Raw genomic sequence first — 19931 nt, 5'->3', positions numbered from 1 at the left:
CAATCAAAATATTATATAAAACCTCTATTACTTAAGGGTTTCAATGTTATTATATCGTTAAAAAACAATATACAACAGTTATACCGCACAAAATAATTTTTAAATCTTTGTATATTTGGTTTCTAATTTTATATAAAATATTATGAAGAAAATTTACTTTTTATTTTTAACGATTTTATTAACTACCGCTTCTTACGGTCAAGTTATACTTGCTGAAGATTTTTCGTATCCTGATGGAAGTTTGGTTAGCAACTCTGCCTGGACTAACAATGGTGGTACAGCTGGAGACTTTGTTGTTGCATCTGGACAAGCTATTGTAGAACACGGTATGCCAAGTGAAGATGTTAAAATAAGTTTTAACGCAGTAACAGGAGATTTATTTTTTGCATTAGATTTTTCTGTAGATGATTTAGGCGCTCCTTTTTCTGGAACGGACTCTGAATATTTTGCACACTTAGGTTTTGATGCTCGTGTTGATATTGTAGAACCTTCTGCAGGTGGTGACTTTACAGTTGGTATTGCAACTTCTGCTGGTACGGCTGATGCAACTTGGGCTACAGATTTAACTTATGGTCAAACCTATAGAGTTGTTGTTGGTTACAACCTAGATACAGCTACACCAACACTTTGGATAAACCCAACAACTGCAGCAGATACTTCAATTTCAGGTAATGCCGATGGCGGACCTGTAACTATTACTTCTTTTGATTTACGCCAGTCGGACTCATCAGAAAATGAAACAGTAAGAGTAGATAATTTAATGATTGGTCAATCTTTTGACGATGTTGTTGTTTTTGCTGCGCCTACAAACCCATCTGTATCTATTATATCACCTTCAAATGCTTCTGTTTTTGATCCTGGAACAACTAATGTTGATGTTGTTTTTACAACTGCAAATACTACTGATGAAATTGTAAACATTACTGTTAATGGTACTACTACTCAAAATGTAACTAGTCCATTTTCTATTGCTACTGTAGATGGTGGCATGTACGATGTAACTGTAGATTTAGTTAATCAAGGCGGAACTATAGATACTCAAATGACTTCTTTTAGTGTAAATGCATTAACAGTTGTTGCAGATATTGCAGCTCTTCGTGCAGATGTTGACGCTAACGGAACAGATGGTGTATACCAATTACAAAGTGTACCAACGGTAACTTATACAAGAACTTCAAGAAACCAAAAATACATTCAAGATGCATCTGCCGGAATATTAATTGATGATGTTCCTGGAAATATAGCAACTACTTTTGCTATTGGTGATGGTATGAGTGGATTAACTGGTGGTGTTTCGTTTTTTAATGGTGTTTTACAATTTAACCCAAATGCAGATGCTGCTGTTGCACCAAGTACTCCAGTAACACCAGAGGTTGTAACCATTGCTACTTTATTAACAAACTTTGCAGATTACCAGTCTGAATTAGTACAAATAAACGATGTAACGTTTACTGAAACAGGTACTTTTGCAGCCTCAACAAATTACACTATAAATGATGCGTCTAACGTAATGCCATCGTCTATGGTTTTTAGAACTAGTTTTGCTGAAGCTAATTATATTGGGCAACCAATTCCTACAACGGAAGGCGACATAGTTGTTTTAGTCGCAGAATTTGGTGGTGCTCCACAAGTTACTGCTCGTGATTTAGATGATGTTACTTTAAGTACAGAAACTTTTGAGCAAGAAGCAAATTTCTCAATATATCCAAACCCAACAAACACAGGTAATGTAACTATTAAAACCACTACAAATGGTGAAGCCAATGTTGCTGTTTTCGATATTTTAGGAAAACAAGTTATTACACAAACATTAACAAACAACACGTTAAATGTTTCTAGCTTAAACACAGGTGTTTACTTAGTAAAAATCTCTCAAAACGGAGCAACTACTACTAAAAAGTTAGTTATAGAATAAAACCAATATTAAGTTATTGTTAAATAGGCTGGTATTTTTTACTAGCCTATTTTTTTTTATTTACTTTTATCCCTCAAATTTAAAACAACACAATATGAAAAAATTTTACTTTTTAGCTTTAACATTAATCCCTTTCTTTGGCATTAGCCAAAGTATTGCTGTAAACGGAGGATTTGAATCTTTTACAGGAAACACTCCTGATGGTTGGACTCTAATTGATTCTGGAATTTCAACAGAAGAAGAAACAACTATAATAAATGAAGGTACAAAGTCTTTAAAAATAACAGTAAACACTGCAACTCAAGGAAGTACTGATTTTAGACAAGATATAGATGTAGTCGCAGGTGTAGAATACACTTATTCAGTAGATATTTACCACCCAGCTGGTGATAACGATGCTAGAGCAAGATTATACATTGACGGTTACGAAAATTACTCTGACCCAACAACAACAGATTCTTGGCAAACTTTAACTACAACATTTACACCTACTACAAGCGGTACTATAGAAGTTGGTCTTCGTTTTTACGATGTTTCAGGCTTTGATGGTTCTTCAGTAATATACGTAGACAACTTACTAGTTACAGATCCAACACTTTCAACTGAAAACTTTGAGACTACAGAATTTTCTGTGTATCCAAATCCAGCATCTAACGGTTTTGTAAACATTACAACAGCATCTAACGAAGCTATTAACGTAAGTGTTTTTGATGTTTTAGGTAAAAAAGTGTTATCTCAAACAATAAACAACCGTTTAAATGTATCTACACTTAAAAGTGGTGTTTATATTTTAAACTTAAACCAAAATGGAGCGACTACTACTAAAAAATTAGTAATTAAGTAATCTCTATACTTATACATTTTTAAAAGAGCGTTGCCAATGGTAACGCTCTTTTTGTTTATTTTTGCTGTTTATTTTTGCCTTTGTAAAATGATAGACCAAAACCAATTTTTTAATATTAAAACCAAAGACCAATTTAATGCATTGGCTTTGTCTGTTTTTAAATTTCAGTTTGAAAATAATTTGGTTTATCGTTCGTTTTGCGATTTACTTTACAAACACCCAAGTGATGTAAAAAAAGTAGAAGACATTCCTTTTTTACCCATTCAGTTTTTTAAATCGCACCAAGTATTAAGCAATACAAATCCTGTTGTAAAAACATTTACAAGCAGCGGCACAACTGGTAGCTTAACTAGTAAGCATTTGGTTACAGATTTAACGGTATACGAAAACAGTTTTAAAACAGCTTTTAAGCACTTTTATGGTAATATAGAAGATTATGTGGTGTTAGCTTTACTCCCTAGTTATTTAGAGCGTGAAGGCTCATCGCTAATTTATATGGCAGATAGTTTAATAAAAGATTCTAAATTTAACGAAAGCGGTTTTTATTTAGATAATCTTTCAGCATTAAGTACTATTTTAAAAAAACTAGATTCCAATGGTAAAAAGGTATTATTATTAGGTGTATCCTTCGCGCTACTAGATCTTGTAGAGTTTGAAACTTTCAATTTAAAAAACACCATTATAATGGAAACCGGTGGTATGAAAGGCAGACGTAAAGAGCTTATTCGTCAAGATTTACATAATATTTTAAAAGCTGGTTTTGGAGTTAAGCAAATACATAGCGAATATGGTATGACAGAGCTTTTAAGCCAAGCATACTCTAAAGGTCATGGCGTATTTAACTGTCCGCCATGGATGCAAATTTACACACGCGATACAGAAGATGCACTTACCATATTAAAAACAGGTAAAACTGGTGGCATTAATATAATAGACTTAGCAAATATTAACTCCTGCTCTTTTATTGCAACTCAAGATTTAGGTAAAGTAAAACACGATGGTTCTTTTGAAATTATTGGCCGTTTTGATACCAGCGATATTAGAGGTTGCAACCTTATGGTATTATAAATTAGAGTTTTAAAACCTTTACTGTAAATTTTACGTATCTATTGCGACAAAGAAGATATGAAAGTTATAGTATATATTTTTTTATTTGGCATTATTGCAGCACAAGCGCAAACAGATTATAATACCAAAAAAGGTTTTATAGCTGAAGGCTATGATGTGGTTTCTTATTTTAATAATAAGGCTGAAAAAGGAAATAAAAATTACACTGCAACTTTTGATGGTGCTAAGTATAAATTTAGCACTAAAGCACATTTAGAAAAATTTAACACTAACCCTAAACAATATATTCCACAATATGGCGGTTATTGTGCTTATGCTATAGCAGAAAAAGGAAAGAAAGTATCTATAAATCCTGAAACGTTTGAAATACGTAATGGAAAACTCTATTTATTCTACAATTCTTGGGGAAATAACACATTAGATTCTTGGTTAGAAAACGATGTGAAAGGTTTGATAAAAAAAGCCGACCAAAGTTGGAGATTAATTAGTCAAAAAGATTAATTAAGTGTTATGTGAAAGAAAAATTAGTTTTAGTTGGTTAACTAATTTTTAGAAGTCCGATTGCAGTTTTGCTTTCGGGCTTCTTCTTTTTAAGCATTTTAAAGTATAAAAAAACCGCATTACTAAAAATAAGTAATGCGGTTTTTTATTTTATAAAACGTAGCTTTTAATAATTATACTACTTTAATTATATACGTGTTTTTCTTTCCTTTATTTAATACTACATACTTACCATTAATTAAATCTTTATTGGTAATTAAATAGTCTTCTTTTACTTTTTCTTTATTTACAGAAACCGCGTTTTCTTTTAGTGCACGTCTAGCTTCACCATTACTGTTTAAAAAATTGGTTTTAGCAGCAAGAGCAGCAATCATATCTATACCGTTATCTAAATCTGCTTTAGGCAGTTCGGCTTGTGGTACACCTTCAAAAACATCTAAAAATAATTTTTCGTCTAATGTTCTTATATCTTCATTAAAAGTCTTGCTAAATAATATACCCGATGCTTTTTCTGCGTTTAAAAAATCTGCTTCGCTATGTACAAATGTTGTTACTTCTTTAGCTAATTGTTTTTGTAGTAAACGTAAGTGTGGTGTTTCTTTATGTTCTGCTACAAGATTTTCAATAGTTTCTTTATCTAAAAAAGTAAATATTTTAATATACTTTTCGGCATCTTCATCTGTAGTATTTAACCAAAACTGGTAAAATTTATAAACCGAAGTTTTATCTGTATCTAACCAAACATTACCACCTTCGCTTTTTCCAAATTTAGAACCATCTGCTTTTGTTATTAATGGACACGTCATGGCGTAGGCCTTAGCAGTCTCATCACCAACATTCATACGTCTTACTAGCTCTGTTCCTGTAGTAATGTTTCCCCATTGGTCGCTTCCTCCCATTTGGAGTTTGCAGTCCATTTCTTTATGCAAGTAGTAAAAATCGTAACCTTGAATTAACTGGTAAGTAAACTCTGTAAAACTCATACCAACGCTTCCTTCTTCGCCAGACAAACGTTTTTTAACAGAGTCTTTAGCCATCATGTAATTTACGGTTAAACGTTTTCCAACATCACGAGCAAAGTCTATAAAGCTAAAGTTTTTCATCCAGTCGTAGTTATTTACTAATACTGGAGCATTTTTTTTGGTAGAGTTAAAGTCTAAAAAACGAGACAAAACATTTTTTATACCTTGAACATTGTGTGCTAATGCTTTTTCATCAAGTAAATTACGCTCGTCGCTTTTTCCAGATGGATCACCAATCATTCCTGTTGCTCCACCAACTAAAGCTACTGGTTTGTGTCCTGCTTTTTCTAAATGCACTAATAAAATTATAGGTACTAAACTTCCTATGTGTAAAGAGTCACTAGTAGGGTCGAAACCAATATAAGCTGTGGTCATTTCTTTACTTAATTGCTCTTCGGTTCCAGGCATGATATCATGTACCATTCCTCTCCAACGTAATTCTTCTACAAATTTATTTGCCATTTTTATTGCTTTGTTAATTTACAGTAGCAAAGATATAAATCAATGCAGAAATACTATACAATAATGAATATTTATTACCTTCGAATTTATGATTTTAGTTACAGGAGGAACAGGCTTAGTTGGCGCTCATTTACTTTATAAATTAGTAAATGAAAACAAAAAGGTGCGCGCTATTTACCGAAACAAGAAAAAATTTGACACTGTTAAACGTATTTTTTCTTATTACACAACTAACACCGAAGCCTTATTTAATAGTATTGAATGGCATGAAGCGAATTTAAATAACATTCCTGCCCTTAATGATGCTTTTAAGGGTATAACCGAGGTTTACCATTGTGCTGCTTTTGTTTCTTTTGAGCCAGACAAATTTAAGTTATTAAAAAAAACAAATATCGAAGGTACCGCAAACATTGTTAATTTATGTTTATCACATACTATTAAAAAGCTTTGTTATGTAAGCTCTATTGCTGCTATTGGCTCTACTATTAACAATAAGCCAATTACAGAAGAGACAGAGTGGCAAACTGAAAAAGACAATAGTGTTTACGCCATTACTAAATATGGTGCAGAAATGGAAGTTTGGCGTGGCACTCAAGAAGGTTTAGATGCTGTAATTGTAAATCCTGGAATTATTATTGGTCCTGGAATATGGAAGTATGGTAGTGGTAGCTTAATTACAAAAGTATATCGTGGACTTCCTTTTTACTCAAAGGGAATTACTGGCTATGTTGGTGTAAACGATGTTGTTAGTGCTATGGTTTCACTTATGCAGTCTAACATAAAAAATGAACGTTTTATTTTAGTTGCAGAAAATTTATCTTTTGAAGCATTTACTAAAACTGTGGCTAAATACTTAAATGTAAAACCTCCTAAAAAAGAAGTTAAGAAATGGCAGTTGCAATTATTCTGGAGGTTAGACTGGCTTAAGCATAAACTTACGGGAAAAAGAAGACTTATAAGTAAACATAATGCAGACTCTGCATTATCTCAAGATTTTTATAGTCATGCTAAAATTAAAAATGCTCTCAATTTTGAATTTGAGAGCATTGAAAAAACAATTAAAAATATTTCTAAATATTTTTTAAAAAATAAATAGTTTATTTTGAAAGTGACTTTACACTTTTCTTCAATTTAACTACAGTATCTATTTTTACCTTTTGAGTTTTTCTTAGAGAATCTTTCTTAGCTTTTTCTTTTTTTTCTTCTACTTCTATTTTTTTGTATATCTCTCTTAGCTCTTTTAAACTATCTTTTACTTTATCATATATTTCATTATATGTTTTAATATTAAAAGCATAGTAGTTATTACTTTGGCTAAAAATGGTACTGTCTATTTTATGTTTTTTAAAAATAAATGCATTTGGAGTGATACCATTTTCTTCAATTTTCTTTTTATTGATACCTTTAGCCGAAGACATGATTGCCATATCTGTTAATACAGCTACCATTTCACTTTCTGTTAGTAAATTTTCTGGTTTCTCTGGCTTATCTACATTATAACAAGAAGTGAAAATTAAAAACCCTAGTGCTATTGCGACTAATTTACATTTCATAATTATCTATCGAAAGTTAATTGTTTCCCATATTTAGTTTCATAAAACTTAAAGTTTTTATACGCTAAACCTCCATTTATAAAAGTGTGAGAAATACGTGATTTAAAGGTTGTCCCTTCAAAAGGAGACCAACCACATTTATATAAAATATTATCTTTTTTTACTGTCCAAGGATTATTTAAATCTACAATTACTAGATCTGCATAATAGCCTTCTTTAATGTATCCTCTTTTTTCTACCTGAAATAGAATTGCTGGATTATGGCACATTTTTTCTACTATTTTTTCAATAGAAATTTGTCCACGATGATGCATCTCTAATAACGCTGGCAATGCATGTTGCACCAATGGTCCACCACTTGGTGCTTTTGTATAAACGTTATTTTTTTCTTCTATAGTATGTGGTGCATGATCTGTTGCAATTACATCTATTTTATCATCTAATAATGCTTTTAGCAGTTGCTCTTTATCATTTTCGGTTTTTACTGCTGGATTCCATTTAATTAATGTTCCTTTTTCATCATAATCTTTATCGCTAAACCAAAGGTGATGTATACAAACTTCTGCTGTAATTTTTTTATCTTTTAATGGTGTCTTATTATCAAAAAGCGCTGTTTCTTTAGCTGTAGATAGGTGAAAAACGTGTAATCGTGCTCCTGTTTTTTTAGCTAATTCTATTGCTTTAGATGATGATAGATAACAAGCTTCTTCACTTCTAATAATAGGATGTAGGTTTACAGGAATATCATCGCCATATCGTTCTTTGTATATTTCTGTGTTTTTTCTAATTGTAGCTTCGTCTTCACAATGTACAGAGATTAACAAATCTGTGCTTGAAAATATTTTTTCTATTACTTCTGGGTTATCTACTAGCATATTTCCTGTAGATGAACCTAAAAATAATTTTAAACCAGCAACTTGTTTTGGGTCTACTTTTAAAATTTCTTCTAAATTATCATTAGTACCACCAAACATAAACGAGTAATTAGCATAAGAGCTTTCTTTTGCTATATTAAATTTATCGTTTAATTTTTCTATTGTGGTGGTTTGTGGGTTTGTATTTGGCATTTCTATAAAAGAGGTAATACCACCAGCTACAGCTGCACGAGATTCGGTTTCTATATTTGCTTTGTGCGTTAAACCAGGTTCGCGAAAATGCACTTGATCGTCTATTGCTCCAGGAATAACATATTTTCCTTCGGCATCAAAGATATTTACATCGGCAGATTTTGGACTAATTGAGCTAGCTATTTTAGTAATAAACGCGCCTTCTATTAAAATATCACCTTCAAAAATTTTGCCTTCATTTACAATTTTGGCATTTTTAATTAATGTAATTCTCTCGTTCATATTATTTTGTATTAAATAGACTTTTAAATTTCATAGCTATTACTCCAAATATAGCTTCGGAAATTATACTTGTACTTAATTTAGATTTTCCTTTTGTTCTGTCTGTAAAAATCACAGGTATTTCAACAATTTTAAATTGCTTTAAATAGGCCTTAAACTTCATTTCAATTTGAAAAGCGTAACCAATAAATTTAATATCGTTTAAATTAATAGTTTCTAAAACTTTTCTTTTATAACAAATAAAACCTGCGGTTGCATCTTGAATACGCATTCCTGTTATAAGTTTAACATATAATGATGCTCCATAAGATAAAATAATTCTGCCTAGTGGCCAATTTACCACATTAACTCCTTTTTTATAACGTGAACCAATGGCTAAATCTGCACCTTTATTAGCACAGGCATGGTATAAACGTTCAAGATCTTTAGGGTTATGAGAGAAATCGGCATCCATTTCAAAAATATAATCGTAGTGTTTATTTAAACACCATTTAAAACCATGAATGTAAGCTGTACCTAAACCAGATTTTTCTTTTCTTACACTTAAAAATAAGCGGTCTGGAAATTCTTGCTGAAGTTCCTTTACACAATCGGCAGTTAAATCTGGTGAATTATCATCTACTACTAAAATATCGAACGCTTTTTGTTGAGCAAAAACAGCTCTAATTATCGTTTCAATATTTTCTATCTCATTATATGTTGGGATAATGACAATAGCGTCCCTCATTACGTCTCTTAATTTTGAGACAAATGTACATATTTTGAAACTTACTCTTTTGTAAATATTTATTAATAAATTGCTCTATAGCTATAAATTTTTATAATAATTTTACAACTATGTTAAGAACTACAAATTTTTTAGAAATTTACACCATTTTATTAGTAGCTTGCTTGGTAATACTTGCCGTTGCTAAACTTATTTTCCCTAAAAGGTTTCATGATTTTACGGCTATAGTATTTAATTTTAGATATTTAAAAGTTTATGGTAGAGACCAAAAATTTTTAGATGTTTTTGAAGGTTTACTTTTTGCAAATCTTATTATTGGTTTATCAATATTTAGCTTATTAAGCTATAAGACCTTTTTTATTTTAAACACGCAAAATGTTTCGCTATTACTATTAAAAATAGCACTTGGCATTAGTATATTTATGTTAATCAAAGTTTTAATTGAACGTTTAATTAGCAGTATTTTTAACTTAGATTTTATTTTAAAAAATTATCTGTTCGAGAAAATAAGTTATAAAAACTTTTTAGGCTTACTACTTATACCAATAAATGCAGTGCTGTTATATAGCATTTCTCCTACCAAAACAATACTAATTATACTAGGTTTAGCATTGGTTTTAATACAGTTTATAGGCATTATTTTCTTTTTTAAAAAGAATCTTAGTTTAATAAAGAAACATATGTTTTATTTTATTTTGTATCTTTGCACACTTGAAATTTCACCTTATGTGATTTTGTACAAGTCATTTACAACATTGTAAGGTAATTAACAAAGCTATTAAATATGAAAGTGAAAACAATTTTAGTCTCGCAACCAGAACCTAAAATAGAAAATTCGCCGTATTTCGATCTATCTGAAAAACAGAAAGTTAAAATCGACTTCAGACCATTTATTCACGTTGAAGGCGTTCCTTCAAAAGAAATAAGACAACAAAAAATTGATTTAAGTAAGTTCTCTGCTATTATTTTAACAAGTAGAAATGCTGTTGATCATTTTTTTCGAGTTGCTGAAGAAATGCGATTTAAAGTGCCAGACGCTATGAAATATTTTTGCCAGTCTGAAGCTGTTGCCTATTATCTGCAAAAATATGTAGTCTATAGAAAGCGTAAAATTTATGTTGGTAAAAGAACCTTTACAGAACTTTCTCCTTTAATTAAAAAATATAAAGATGAAAACTTCTTGCTTCCGGCTGCCGATAAACTGAAGCCTGAAGTACCAGAAGTATTAAATGGTTTAGGCGTAAAATGGAAAGAAGCTGTGTTTTACAAAACAGTAATTAGTGATTTATCTGATTTAGAAAATGTAACTTATGATATTTTAGTATTCTTTAGCCCAAGTGGTATAGAATCTTTATTTCATAATTTTCCAGATTTTAAACAAAACGACACACGTATAGCTGTATTTGGAAACACGACAATAAAAGCTGTAGAAGCTAAAGGTTTAAGAGTAGATATTGCTGCTCCAACACCAGAAACACCTTCTATGACTATGGCTTTAAAAAAGTATATTGCTGCGGCTAACAAAAAGTAATAATCTAGAAAACATATAGATTAAAAAAAGGCTTCTCAATTAATTTGAGAAGCCTTTTTTAGTTTAGCAGATAATTATATTTTAGTAACCGTAGCGTTGCGGTCCACCACGTCTAACTTCTTCGCTAGCGTGTTCTTCAAATTGTTCAAAGTTTTTTCTAAAAGCATTGGCTAATTTAAATGCCGTATCGTAATATGCTTTATCATCATTCCAAGTTGCTCTTGGGCTCAATACTTCGGTTGGAACACCAGGACAAGACCTTGGTTGTGCCACACCAAATACAGAGTGAATATGGTAATCGTCGTAATTATACAATCCTAAATCACCGTTTAAAACTGCATTAATCATAGCACGAGTGTACTTTAATTTCATTCTAGTTCCAACACCATAAGATCCACCAGACCAACCCGTGTTTATTAACCAAACATTTACATTAGCATCAAGCATTTTTTTGCTTAACATCTCTGCATATTCTGTTGGGTGTAATGGCATAAATGGTGCTCCAAAACAAGCAGAAAAAGAAGGTTGTGGTTCTTTTACTCCTGCTTCTGTTCCTGCTACTTTTGCAGTATATCCAGAAATAAAATGGTAAGCTGCTTGTGCAGGTGTTAATTTAGAGATTGGAGGTAATACACCAAAAGCATCTGCGGTTAAAAAGAATATGTTTTTTGGGTTTTTACCAATAGATGGTGTTTTTATATTTTCAATATGATGAATTGGGTAACTTACTCTTGTGTTTTGAGTAATAGAAGTATCTTCAAAATTTACTTCTCCTTTATCATTTAATTTTACATTTTCAAGAATGGCGCCTTTTTTAATGGCATTGTAAATTTCTGGTTCCTGCTCTTGAGATAAGTTAATTACTTTAGCGTAACAACCACCTTCAAAATTAAAAACAGTGTTTTCTGCAGTCCAACCGTGCTCATCGTCACCAATTAAACTTCTGTCTGGGTCTGTAGACAATGTTGTTTTTCCTGTACCAGATAATCCAAAGAAAATAGCTGTATCACCTTCTTTACCAACATTAGCACTACAGTGCATTGGTAATGTGTTTTTAAATACTGGAAGTATAAAGTTTAAGGCAGAAAAAATACCTTTTTTAATTTCACCTGTATAACCAGTTCCTCCAATAAGTGCAATTTTCTTTTCAAAATTTAAGATTGCAAAATTATGTTGGCGTGTTCCATCTTCTTCTGCATTAGCCATAAAGCCAGGTGCATTAACAATGGTCCACTCTGGAGAAAAGTCTTTTAACTCTTCTTCTGTTGGACGCAAAAACATATTAGAAGCAAACATGTTACTCCAAGGATATTCGTTTATTACACGAATATTAAGTTTATAATCTTCATCTGCACAAGCATAGCTATCTCTAACAAACACTTCTTTTTCAGATAAATAATCAACTACTTTATCGTATAATTTGTCAAACTTATCGGCCTCAAACGGGATGTTTATATTTCCCCACCAAACGCGATCCTTTGTAATATCGTCTTTAACAATAAAACGATCCATTGGAGAACGGCCTGTAAACTCACCTGTATTAACAGCGAGTGCTCCAGATGATGTTTCTACACCTTGATTTTTCTCAATTGTAATATCGTGTAAAGCTTCAGGAGCTAGTTGGTATCTAACATTAGCGTTTTTAATACCGTATTTTTCTAACGAAATCGTTTTCGTAGATTGTGTATGGTTTACCATAATTTAGTATGTTGTTTAAGCTACAAAACTACACATTATTATAACATCTATAAATATTTATGCGTTAATTCTTACCAATTTTTAAAAAGTTTATTAACATTACAACCCAAGATATAATTAGTAATAAACCTCCTATAGGTGTAATAAAACCAATAACTTTAAAGTTAAAAGCGGTTAATGTGTTAGTTGCTAAAAGAAATATTGAACCTGAGAAAAAAATTACTCCTATTAATACTAAGTAGAATATTATTTTTTTTGACTTTGCCGAAATAATCTCTAAATTCCCAACAAATAACAGCAACAGTGCATGATACATTTGATAACGCACTCCTGTTTCGAAAGATTGTATCGCTTCGGCAGAAATTTTTGGTTTTAAACCATGAGCGGCAAAGGCACCAATTATTACAGCTAAAAGCCCATAAACGGCTCCTAAAATTAACATTTTTTTATTCATATAAATAGAGCTTATAATTTTTATAACGTTTGCATTTTAGTACATTCGTTGAAACAAAATTAGGTAATATCTATTTAAATATGAGAAACATTTTAGTTATTGGTTCTGGAAAATCTACATCGTACTTAATAAAATACTTGTTAGAAAAATCTACAACCGAAAACCTTCACATAACCGTTGGAGATTTACAAATTGAAAACGCTTCTAAACTTACTAACAACCATAATAATGCAACAGCAATACAGTTAGATGTTTTTAATGAAAAATCCAGAGTTGAAGCTGTAAAGGCAGCAGATATTGTAATTTCTATGTTGCCTGCCAGATTTCATATTGAAGTGGCTAAAGATTGTATTACTTATAATAAAAATATGGTTACGGCATCTTATGTTAGTGATGAAATGCAAGCTTTAGATAATGAAGCTAAAGAAAAAGGCCTCATTTTTATGAATGAAATTGGTGTAGATCCTGGTATTGACCACATGAGTGCTATGCAAGTTATAGACCGTATTGAAGATAAAGGTGGTAAAATGCTTTTATTTGAGTCTTTTACAGGTGGATTAGTCGCTCCAGAAAGTGATACTAATTTATGGAACTATAAATTTACTTGGAACCCAAGAAACGTAGTTGTTGCTGGTCAAGGTAGTGCTGCTAAGTTTTTACAAGAAGGCACTTATAAATACATACCTTATAACAGACTGTTTAGAAGAACTGAGTTTTTAGATGTTGATGGTTTTGGTCGTTTTGAAGCTTATGCTAATAGAGACTCTTTAAAATATCAAAACATTTATGGCTTAGAAGAAGTTAAAACTTTATATCGAGGCACTATACGTCGGGTTGGTTTTAGTCGTGCCTGGAATGTGTTTGTTGCTCTTGGCATGACTGATGATAGTTATACTATTGATGATAGTAAAAACATGAGTTATCGTGATTTTGTAAACTCATTTTTACCGTATAGCCCAACAGACTCTGTAGAATTAAAGTTTAGACATGCTTTAAAAATTGATCAAGATGATATTATCTGGGATAAATTTGTTGAATTAGATATTTTTAGCGCAACAAAAATGGTTGAGCTAGATAGAGCAACTCCTGCTCAAATTTTACAAAAAATACTATTGGATAGCTGGACTCTTGATCCTCAAGATAAAGATATGATTGTTATGTATCATAAATTTGGCTACGAACTAAACGGAAAGAAACACCAAATAGACTCTACAATGGTAGCTCTTGGAGAGGACCAAACCTATACAGCTATGTCTAAAACAGTTGGTCTTCCTGTTGCAATAGCTGCATTGGCTATACTAAATAAAAAAATTACTACTCCAGGAATTTTAAGACCAATTAGCAAAGAGGTTTATGACCCTATTTTAAAAGAATTAGAAGCGTTTGGAGTTGTATTTAAAGAAAAGGATGTAGATTATTTAGGTTACAACCCATTAAATATTTAGAAAACGAACCTAAAAGCTTTCAATTTAATATCATTTTGTATTTTTATGTTTTAATCTCAAACATTTATTTCTGCTACACGTTTAAACATGAAAATTAAAAATCAAAATATACATATTGATGGTATCGATAAAAAGATACTTCGTGCTTTAATGGCAGATGCCAGAACATCGGTTTTAGAAATTGCTAGACAAGTTGGTATTTCTGGTGCTGCAATTCATCAACGTTTAAGAAAATTAGAAAAATCTGGTTTAATTGCTGGTTCAAAATTTATAATTAATCCTAAAGTTTTAGGTTATACTACAATGGCTTTTGTAGGTGTGTATTTAGATAAAGCCGTTAGCAATCCAGACGCTGTTAAACAATTAAAAAAAATACCCGAAGTTTTAGAGTGCCATTACACTACAGGTAACTGGAGTATATTTATTAAAATACTCTGTAAAGATAATGAGCATTTAATGCATTTATTAAATAGTGATATTCAATCTATACCTGGTGTTTCTAGAACAGAGACTTTTATCTCTTTAGACCAACAGATTGAAAGACAAATTAAAATATAAATAAGAGCTTCAAAAAAATTTTGAAGCTCTTTTAAAATTATTTTTATCTTAATTTTATTCAATAATTAGCTTCTTAATTGTCGAGGCATTTTCCGTAGAAATGTCAATAAAATATAAGCCAGCAGATAATTTTGAACTTAAATCTAAGTTTAGATTAGTGGTTATTCCATTTAAATTTTGAGACGTAATTATACGACCGTTAAGATCTATAACTGTTACTTTTTCTAAAGATATTCCAGAGTTTTTAATTGTAATATTTCCGTTAGATGGATTTGGAAAAACAGCAATTTCATCTTCTAACATTGTAGATGTATCCACACTCAATGTTTCTTCAACGGTTACATTAATATTATGAAAACCAAAATCGGTATTATCACCAATATCAGGTTGTAAAATTTTAAACTCAGAAATATTTGTAGCATTTGTTGTGTTGGTAATATTAATTGCTCCTCCACCAAATAAATATTCTTGATTTGCTGAAATTTCTGCATCATCTTGATTAACAACAGATATAAATCCATCTTCTAATGTATCGTAATCTATGCCGTTTAATGTAAAAACTACTGGGTTACTATTTTTAGTTAGCGTTATAATAAACGTATTACTAGAACCTCCACTTCCAAAATAAAAAATTAAATCGCCTCCACCTAAATCATCCAAAGTTTCAGCACCAGAACCAGCTATATCAGCTGTTAATATATACGTATCAGAACCATCAACTAATGTTTCGGTAATAGACGTACCATTATCTATAGCAGTATCAATTGTAAAATTTAAAATTTGAGCATTGCTATTTATATAGGAGATTATTAAAAAAAAGCTAAATGTTGATTTGAGCAACATTTTTGTTTTAAAAAAGTAATTTTTCATCATATATATTTATTAAAAGTTAAACACTTATAAACTATTAAAGGCAAGAAAAACAACATCTCATGCCTATAATTATTATTTAAGATCTTGAAGGAAACATACCTTGTAAAGCAATTATGTAATTTACGCATTGATAAGGTTGCATATTATTTACTGCTTGATTTCCTCCAGTTTTTCCAATAGATACACTATCTACAGCCATTGAAGCATTTTTACCCATAGCAAAAGTACCGCCTTCGGCAATATAGGTGTTTATAGGACTTTTTACTGTTGTACCTCCTCTTGGAATTGGACTAACAGCTTGTATTGCTCCCGTATGATCATGCTCTGGAAGTTGATTTACAGACAATTTATTTGTCGTAGCACCTCCTTTTTGTCCTAAAGAAAAAGTAGGTAAACCTGGACCTACTCCAGCATGGACAGGAATTCTACCTCTAAGATCTGGTAATCCAAATGTTGTTCTACCATCTCCTCCATAATTGGTTCCTAGAATAGAAAATAGTGCTTGATATTGAGAAATTGGTAATATTTGCCCATCGCAAAGCGCCCAATCTCTAGGTGCAAAATTTCCAGCAAACATTATGATTTGTCCAATGTACTGTTCCATAATTTTTAAGTTTTATTGATTTATAACAAACTCAAATGTATTGATAATCAAAACTTTAAAACAGAGGAGAATTACTCAAAATAAAAAGCACGTAGAAACACCCTATTTTTATATCCAGCACTTTTATAAGGTATAATTCAGTAACTTTAAATTCTATTAATCAACAAAAAACTTAATATTATGAATTCAAGATCAATTGATATTAATAAAGCAAAAACGTATGCTAGGAAATGGCAACACGAAAATAGCACACATGCCAAAGCATTTTTAATTCCTGCAAACGATCTTATTGCTTGTTTAGAAGAAATGGAAGTATTGATTAATGATGGTGACGGAAACTATTCTCTTAAGAATGTAGCAAATTCTGGAGTACGTGCTTATATGGCAATTAAAAGACCTGAGGAAACGCCTGCAAGTCCAGAAACAGAAAAACTATTAATTGTTGGTACGAAAGTAGATCGTGAAGGTAAGCATAGAGATATTATTGAAGGAGAAGCACCTTCAAGATTTAATGATGAAAATATAGAAACTGCATTTTCTAAGTTAAAAGGAAGTGGTGTTTACGATTTTACAGCACCATGTCCAAGTGAGTGTGATGAAAACAGCCCTTTATACAACCCATAAACTTTGAAGAAAATATTTGATGAAGTATTTGAAAATTTGGGCCTAATTCTATTATTTATAAATGTTATATTATATTCTTATAGCAGTTTTAAAAAGAATAAGGAGAAAGCACTTGTACCTTTTTCAATTTACCTAGTCCTTACATTTCTAGTTTTGAGCTTAAGTATAGTTATTATTAAATACTTTAATAAAACTAATAATTTATTTTTATCCCACTTTTACTTTATTTTTCAATTTGTCTTTTTATCTCTTTTTTATAAAGTACATTTTACCAAAACACAAAAAAAGTGGGTTAATTTTCTTTTTGGTATTGTAGCCGTAATATTAGCTATTCAATATTATCAAGACACATCGTTATTTACTAAGTTTAATTTATTAGAAATTCTTATTACCTCACTACCTTTAGTTATTTATTCAATTACCCATTTGTATAATTCTTTAGGAAAACCTGGAAAATACATGTATATAAATTCAGCAATATTAATTTATTTATCTGTTAGTACACTTATTTTTATACTAGGAAACGTAATTAATTCTATAGATAAATCTTTAGCAAATAATGTCTGGTTTTTAAATAAAGTATTTTATGTAGGTTATCTTTTATTAATATTATTTGAGTGGAAAATGAGCTTATGGAAAACGAAAGATTAATTATACAAGCCTTAGTTTATAGTATTATATTTTTAGTATTAATTACTACTGGAATAATTTTGTTTTTTCACTATTCAAGACAAAAACTTATACAAAAAGAACTTGAAAAAGCCGCCCTTAAACTTGAAAACCAACAAAAAATATTACAAACTTCTATCTCAATTCAAGAAGCTGAACGCAAAAGAATTGCACAAGATTTACATGATGCCATTAGCTCGAAACTTAATATTGTAAGCCTATCTACAAATGTTTTATTAACAGATATAAGTCTTTCAACAAATCAAAAAGCATCGCTACAACAAATACTAGAAATAACTTCTACAACATTAGAAAGTTCACGTAAAATTGCTCATGATTTATTACCTCCTATTCTAAATGAATTTGGGCTAAAAGCTGCTTTAGAAGAGTTGTTTGAAGAATGCTCTACAAGTACAAATTTAGATATAGAGAGCAACATAGAAGAATTACCTAAACTATCTAAAACCAACCAATTACATGTCTTTAGAATTGTACAAGAACTTATAAACAACTCTATTAGGCATGGCAAAGCCAATGAATTAGCGGTCTATATGGAAAAGAGTAATATAGGTTTTGTTTTAAGATATCAAGATAATGGCAAAGGCTTTACAGTGAATGATATTAAAGGAAAATCAGGAATTGGATTACAAAATATTAAAAGTAGAGTTAAAATTTTAAACGGGACATTATTAATCGATAGCACAATTAATAGTGGAAGTCAATTTATTATACGTTGTAATTATGAAAAATAATATAAAAATTGTGTTAGCAGATGACGAGCAATTGTTTAGACAAGGATTGAAAGCCATTTTAGAAAACAATAAAAATATAGAAGTTGTTTTTGATGCCGAAAATGGAGAAGAGCTAATTATGCTTTTACGGCAAGCTAATGAATTACCTGAAATTGTAATTACAGATCTAAAAATGCCAAAACTAAATGGTGTTGAAGTCACAAAATTAATTAGAAAAGAATTTCCAGATATAAAAGTCATTGCCTTAACAAGTTATTTTAGCAAACCTTTTATACTAAACATGATATCTATTGGAGCTGTTGCTTATTTGGCAAAAAATAGCACTCCAAATTTAATGATTAAAACTATAGAAGAAGTTGCCAATAAAGGCTTTTATTATGGTCAAGAAGTAATACAATTTATACACGAAAATCTTACAAATCCTAATGATAAAAAAGTAAAGTCAAATTTTGATACCTCTTATTTTACCAAGCGAGAAATTGAAGTTTTAGAACTTATTTGTCAACAATCTACAACTAATGACATAGCAGAAAAACTTTTTATAAGTCCAAGAACCGTAGAAGGTCACCGTAATAATCTTTTATTAAAAACAGAATCTAAAAATGTTGCTGGTTTGGTTATTTATGGATTAAAAAACAAACTAGTTTCTTTAGAAAAGGATTCGTTTGATTAAAAAAACAAAAGCTCCTAAAATTATTTAGAAACTTTTGTTTTAGTAATTAAATTAATAAGAATTTTACCACTTACCTGAACCACCACCAACACCAGCAACCGTACTAACAGCTCCACATTGAAAAGTGCCTAAAGCATTACTTGATTTATCAAAAAATATAATACTTGTATAAACTGGTGTCGCAGTAAATTGAAAACTTACAGTGTCACTATATAAGCGATTTATATCACTAGTATACACATCTCCAATTAAAGCGCCTCCTCCAGGAGTAGAAGCTCCTCCAGCATTACCGTTAAAAGATTTTCCACCAGTAATATTAACTTGAAATTTCAAGTAAAAAATAAAACTTGCAACACTTCCTTTAGCTGGGTAAGACTGTGTTTTAGCTGTAATTGTTTTTACTGCATTATCAATTTTATTTTGATCTAAAACACCAGTGTTTTTAGTAATAAAATCGTGAGCAATAATCGTGTTTCTTTGTTCTTGTGTGGTTTTCATAATTTTAATGTTTTAATGAATTAATACGTAAACAAAGTTTCACATATAAACTGTCCTTTTTGAGCGTGAATTTACTAGAATTATAAAACAGGTATTTATTCGTAATCCTTA

Annotated in this window: 22 protein-coding genes; 13 read left to right on the top strand and 9 right to left on the bottom strand. The window is 30.7% G+C overall.

Going from position 1 to position 19931, the window contains the following annotated elements; genetic code table 11:
• Positions 1 to 142 precede the first annotated feature (142 nt).
• The 4 genes from LACAL_RS15005 to LACAL_RS06455 all read left to right on the top strand — a co-directional run bounded on the left by LACAL_RS15005 (position 143) and on the right by LACAL_RS06455 (position 4328).
• A complete protein-coding gene (locus tag LACAL_RS15005; protein WP_013869915.1) occupies positions 143 to 1915 on the top strand; it encodes a T9SS type A sorting domain-containing protein in 1773 nt (590 codons plus the stop codon).
• A gap of 94 nt (positions 1916 to 2009) precedes the next feature.
• Positions 2010 to 2759: a T9SS type A sorting domain-containing protein gene (locus LACAL_RS06465; RefSeq protein WP_013869914.1), complete on the top strand. Its 750-nt coding sequence runs from the start codon at positions 2010 to 2012 to the stop codon at positions 2757 to 2759.
• 87 nt (positions 2760 to 2846) lie between these two features.
• The gene (locus LACAL_RS06460; protein ID WP_041301339.1) at positions 2847 to 3827 is read left to right on the top strand and encodes an acyltransferase; all 981 of its coding nucleotides are present in this window, start codon (positions 2847 to 2849) and stop codon (positions 3825 to 3827) included.
• 57 nt (positions 3828 to 3884) lie between these two features.
• The gene (locus LACAL_RS06455; protein ID WP_013869912.1) at positions 3885 to 4328 is read left to right on the top strand and encodes a YHS domain-containing (seleno)protein; all 444 of its coding nucleotides are present in this window, start codon (positions 3885 to 3887) and stop codon (positions 4326 to 4328) included.
• Between the two features lie 173 nt (positions 4329 to 4501).
• Here the strand turns inward: LACAL_RS06455 and tyrS are convergent, their stop codons facing one another.
• Complete coding sequence (tyrS, locus tag LACAL_RS06450) at positions 4502 to 5812, bottom strand: tyrosine--tRNA ligase (RefSeq protein ID WP_013869911.1); 1311 nt, start codon at positions 5810 to 5812, stop codon at positions 4502 to 4504.
• Positions 5813 to 5900: 88 nt separating this feature from the next.
• On the opposite strand from tyrS, the gene LACAL_RS06445 reads away from it, so the two are divergent.
• Positions 5901 to 6908 (top strand): NAD-dependent epimerase/dehydratase family protein, encoded by a 1008-nt coding sequence (locus LACAL_RS06445; protein ID WP_013869910.1) that lies wholly within the window; start codon positions 5901 to 5903, stop codon positions 6906 to 6908.
• A 1-nt stretch (position 6909) separates the two neighbouring features.
• On the opposite strand, the gene LACAL_RS06440 is transcribed toward LACAL_RS06445, so the two are convergent.
• The 3 genes from LACAL_RS06440 to LACAL_RS06430 are packed head-to-tail and all read right to left on the bottom strand — an operon-like array spanning position 6910 to position 9441.
• Positions 6910 to 7365 carry a DUF4296 domain-containing protein gene (locus LACAL_RS06440; RefSeq protein WP_013869909.1) on the bottom strand — a complete coding sequence of 152 codons (456 nt, stop codon included), beginning with the start codon at positions 7363 to 7365 and terminating at the stop codon, positions 6910 to 6912.
• 2 nt (positions 7366 to 7367) lie between these two features.
• Positions 7368 to 8714 carry a dihydroorotase gene (locus tag LACAL_RS06435; protein ID WP_013869908.1) on the bottom strand — a complete coding sequence of 449 codons (1347 nt, stop codon included), beginning with the start codon at positions 8712 to 8714 and terminating at the stop codon, positions 7368 to 7370.
• 1 nt (position 8715) lies between these two features.
• The gene (locus tag LACAL_RS06430) at positions 8716 to 9441 is read right to left on the bottom strand and encodes a polyprenol monophosphomannose synthase (protein ID WP_013869907.1); all 726 of its coding nucleotides are present in this window, start codon (positions 9439 to 9441) and stop codon (positions 8716 to 8718) included.
• Between the two features lie 110 nt (positions 9442 to 9551).
• Between LACAL_RS06430 and LACAL_RS06425 the strand changes: the two genes are divergently transcribed.
• Both LACAL_RS06425 and LACAL_RS06420 read left to right on the top strand, forming a co-directional pair.
• Complete coding sequence (locus LACAL_RS06425; protein ID WP_013869906.1) at positions 9552 to 10202, top strand: DUF4271 domain-containing protein; 651 nt, start codon at positions 9552 to 9554, stop codon at positions 10200 to 10202.
• Between the two features lie 23 nt (positions 10203 to 10225).
• A complete protein-coding gene (locus LACAL_RS06420; RefSeq protein ID WP_013869905.1) occupies positions 10226 to 10972 on the top strand; it encodes a uroporphyrinogen-III synthase in 747 nt (248 codons plus the stop codon).
• A gap of 81 nt (positions 10973 to 11053) precedes the next feature.
• Here LACAL_RS06420 and pckA read toward each other — a convergent pair whose 3' ends face one another.
• Positions 11054 to 12670, bottom strand: a complete 1617-nt coding sequence (gene pckA / locus LACAL_RS06415; protein WP_013869904.1) for a phosphoenolpyruvate carboxykinase (ATP) — start codon at positions 12668 to 12670, stop codon at positions 11054 to 11056.
• A 64-nt stretch (positions 12671 to 12734) separates the two neighbouring features.
• Positions 12735 to 13124, bottom strand: a complete 390-nt coding sequence (locus LACAL_RS06410) for a DUF423 domain-containing protein (protein WP_041301336.1) — start codon at positions 13122 to 13124, stop codon at positions 12735 to 12737.
• A gap of 80 nt (positions 13125 to 13204) precedes the next feature.
• Between LACAL_RS06410 and LACAL_RS06405 the strand changes: the two genes are divergently transcribed.
• Together LACAL_RS06405 and LACAL_RS06400 are read left to right on the top strand one after the other, a co-directional pair.
• Positions 13205 to 14569 (top strand): saccharopine dehydrogenase family protein, encoded by a 1365-nt coding sequence (locus LACAL_RS06405; RefSeq protein ID WP_013869902.1) that lies wholly within the window; start codon positions 13205 to 13207, stop codon positions 14567 to 14569.
• A gap of 87 nt (positions 14570 to 14656) precedes the next feature.
• Positions 14657 to 15127, top strand: coding sequence for an Lrp/AsnC family transcriptional regulator (locus LACAL_RS06400; RefSeq protein ID WP_013869901.1), 471 nt, complete (start codon positions 14657 to 14659; stop codon positions 15125 to 15127).
• 54 nt (positions 15128 to 15181) lie between these two features.
• On the opposite strand, the gene LACAL_RS06395 is transcribed toward LACAL_RS06400, so the two are convergent.
• The gene (locus tag LACAL_RS06395) at positions 15182 to 15970 is read right to left on the bottom strand and encodes a T9SS type A sorting domain-containing protein (protein WP_158306393.1); all 789 of its coding nucleotides are present in this window, start codon (positions 15968 to 15970) and stop codon (positions 15182 to 15184) included.
• A gap of 106 nt (positions 15971 to 16076) precedes the next feature.
• Positions 16077 to 16604, bottom strand: coding sequence for a phage tail protein (locus tag LACAL_RS06390; RefSeq protein ID WP_013869899.1), 528 nt, complete (start codon positions 16602 to 16604; stop codon positions 16077 to 16079).
• A 180-nt stretch (positions 16605 to 16784) separates the two neighbouring features.
• On the opposite strand from LACAL_RS06390, the gene LACAL_RS06385 reads away from it, so the two are divergent.
• From LACAL_RS06385 to LACAL_RS06370, 4 genes are read left to right on the top strand one after another with little or no spacing between them, the layout of a single operon-like run.
• On the top strand, positions 16785 to 17228 hold the full coding sequence (locus tag LACAL_RS06385) for a hypothetical protein (protein WP_013869898.1): 444 nt from the start codon (positions 16785 to 16787) through the stop codon (positions 17226 to 17228).
• A gap of 3 nt (positions 17229 to 17231) precedes the next feature.
• Positions 17232 to 17879: a hypothetical protein gene (locus LACAL_RS06380; protein ID WP_013869897.1), complete on the top strand. Its 648-nt coding sequence runs from the start codon at positions 17232 to 17234 to the stop codon at positions 17877 to 17879.
• On the top strand, positions 17861 to 18649 hold the full coding sequence (locus LACAL_RS06375) for a sensor histidine kinase (RefSeq protein ID WP_013869896.1): 789 nt from the start codon (positions 17861 to 17863) through the stop codon (positions 18647 to 18649). The genes LACAL_RS06380 and LACAL_RS06375 overlap by 19 nt, the downstream gene beginning before the upstream one ends.
• The gene (locus tag LACAL_RS06370) at positions 18639 to 19322 is read left to right on the top strand and encodes a response regulator transcription factor (RefSeq protein ID WP_013869895.1); all 684 of its coding nucleotides are present in this window, start codon (positions 18639 to 18641) and stop codon (positions 19320 to 19322) included. The genes LACAL_RS06375 and LACAL_RS06370 overlap by 11 nt, the downstream gene beginning before the upstream one ends.
• A 63-nt stretch (positions 19323 to 19385) precedes the next feature.
• Here the strand turns inward: LACAL_RS06370 and LACAL_RS06365 are convergent, their stop codons facing one another.
• Positions 19386 to 19820 carry a VapA/VapB family virulence-associated protein gene (locus tag LACAL_RS06365; RefSeq protein ID WP_013869894.1) on the bottom strand — a complete coding sequence of 145 codons (435 nt, stop codon included), beginning with the start codon at positions 19818 to 19820 and terminating at the stop codon, positions 19386 to 19388.
• Positions 19821 to 19931: the final 111 nt, after the last annotated feature.

It is taken from the genome of Lacinutrix sp. 5H-3-7-4 (assembly GCF_000211855.2).
GTDB lineage: Bacteria > Bacteroidota > Bacteroidia > Flavobacteriales > Flavobacteriaceae > Lacinutrix.
The sequence above is the reverse complement of the archived record's forward strand: the minus strand, read 5'-3'. Positions and strand labels throughout refer to the sequence as shown.

Excerpts from the sequence above, each read along its gene's own strand:
- LACAL_RS06440 (WP_013869909.1), bottom strand. The coding sequence starts at position 7,365 with ATGAAATGTAAATTAGTCGCAATAGCACTAGGGTTTTTAATTTTCACT.
- LACAL_RS06425 (WP_013869906.1), top strand. The coding sequence starts at position 9,552 with ATGTTAAGAACTACAAATTTTTTAGAAATTTACACCATTTTATTAGTA.
- LACAL_RS06435 (WP_013869908.1), bottom strand. The coding sequence starts at position 8,714 with ATGAACGAGAGAATTACATTAATTAAAAATGCCAAAATTGTAAATGAA.
- LACAL_RS06420 (WP_013869905.1), top strand. The coding sequence starts at position 10,226 with ATGAAAGTGAAAACAATTTTAGTCTCGCAACCAGAACCTAAAATAGAA.
- LACAL_RS06465 (WP_013869914.1), top strand. The coding sequence starts at position 2,010 with ATGAAAAAATTTTACTTTTTAGCTTTAACATTAATCCCTTTCTTTGGC.
- LACAL_RS06370 (WP_013869895.1), top strand. The coding sequence starts at position 18,639 with ATGAAAAATAATATAAAAATTGTGTTAGCAGATGACGAGCAATTGTTT.
- LACAL_RS06455 (WP_013869912.1), top strand. The coding sequence starts at position 3,885 with ATGAAAGTTATAGTATATATTTTTTTATTTGGCATTATTGCAGCACAA.
- LACAL_RS06445 (WP_013869910.1), top strand. The coding sequence starts at position 5,901 with ATGATTTTAGTTACAGGAGGAACAGGCTTAGTTGGCGCTCATTTACTT.
- LACAL_RS06400 (WP_013869901.1), top strand. The coding sequence starts at position 14,657 with ATGAAAATTAAAAATCAAAATATACATATTGATGGTATCGATAAAAAG.
- LACAL_RS06385 (WP_013869898.1), top strand. The coding sequence starts at position 16,785 with ATGAATTCAAGATCAATTGATATTAATAAAGCAAAAACGTATGCTAGG.
- LACAL_RS15005 (WP_013869915.1), top strand. The coding sequence starts at position 143 with ATGAAGAAAATTTACTTTTTATTTTTAACGATTTTATTAACTACCGCT.
- LACAL_RS06365 (WP_013869894.1), bottom strand. The coding sequence starts at position 19,820 with ATGAAAACCACACAAGAACAAAGAAACACGATTATTGCTCACGATTTT.
- LACAL_RS06375 (WP_013869896.1), top strand. The coding sequence starts at position 17,861 with ATGGAAAACGAAAGATTAATTATACAAGCCTTAGTTTATAGTATTATA.
- LACAL_RS06395 (WP_158306393.1), bottom strand. The coding sequence starts at position 15,970 with ATGTTGCTCAAATCAACATTTAGCTTTTTTTTAATAATCTCCTATATA.
- pckA (WP_013869904.1), bottom strand. The coding sequence starts at position 12,670 with ATGGTAAACCATACACAATCTACGAAAACGATTTCGTTAGAAAAATAC.
- LACAL_RS06460 (WP_041301339.1), top strand. The coding sequence starts at position 2,847 with ATGATAGACCAAAACCAATTTTTTAATATTAAAACCAAAGACCAATTT.
- LACAL_RS06430 (WP_013869907.1), bottom strand. The coding sequence starts at position 9,441 with ATGAGGGACGCTATTGTCATTATCCCAACATATAATGAGATAGAAAAT.
- tyrS (WP_013869911.1), bottom strand. The coding sequence starts at position 5,812 with ATGGCAAATAAATTTGTAGAAGAATTACGTTGGAGAGGAATGGTACAT.
- LACAL_RS06405 (WP_013869902.1), top strand. The coding sequence starts at position 13,205 with ATGAGAAACATTTTAGTTATTGGTTCTGGAAAATCTACATCGTACTTA.
- LACAL_RS06390 (WP_013869899.1), bottom strand. The coding sequence starts at position 16,604 with ATGGAACAGTACATTGGACAAATCATAATGTTTGCTGGAAATTTTGCA.
- LACAL_RS06410 (WP_041301336.1), bottom strand. The coding sequence starts at position 13,124 with ATGAATAAAAAAATGTTAATTTTAGGAGCCGTTTATGGGCTTTTAGCT.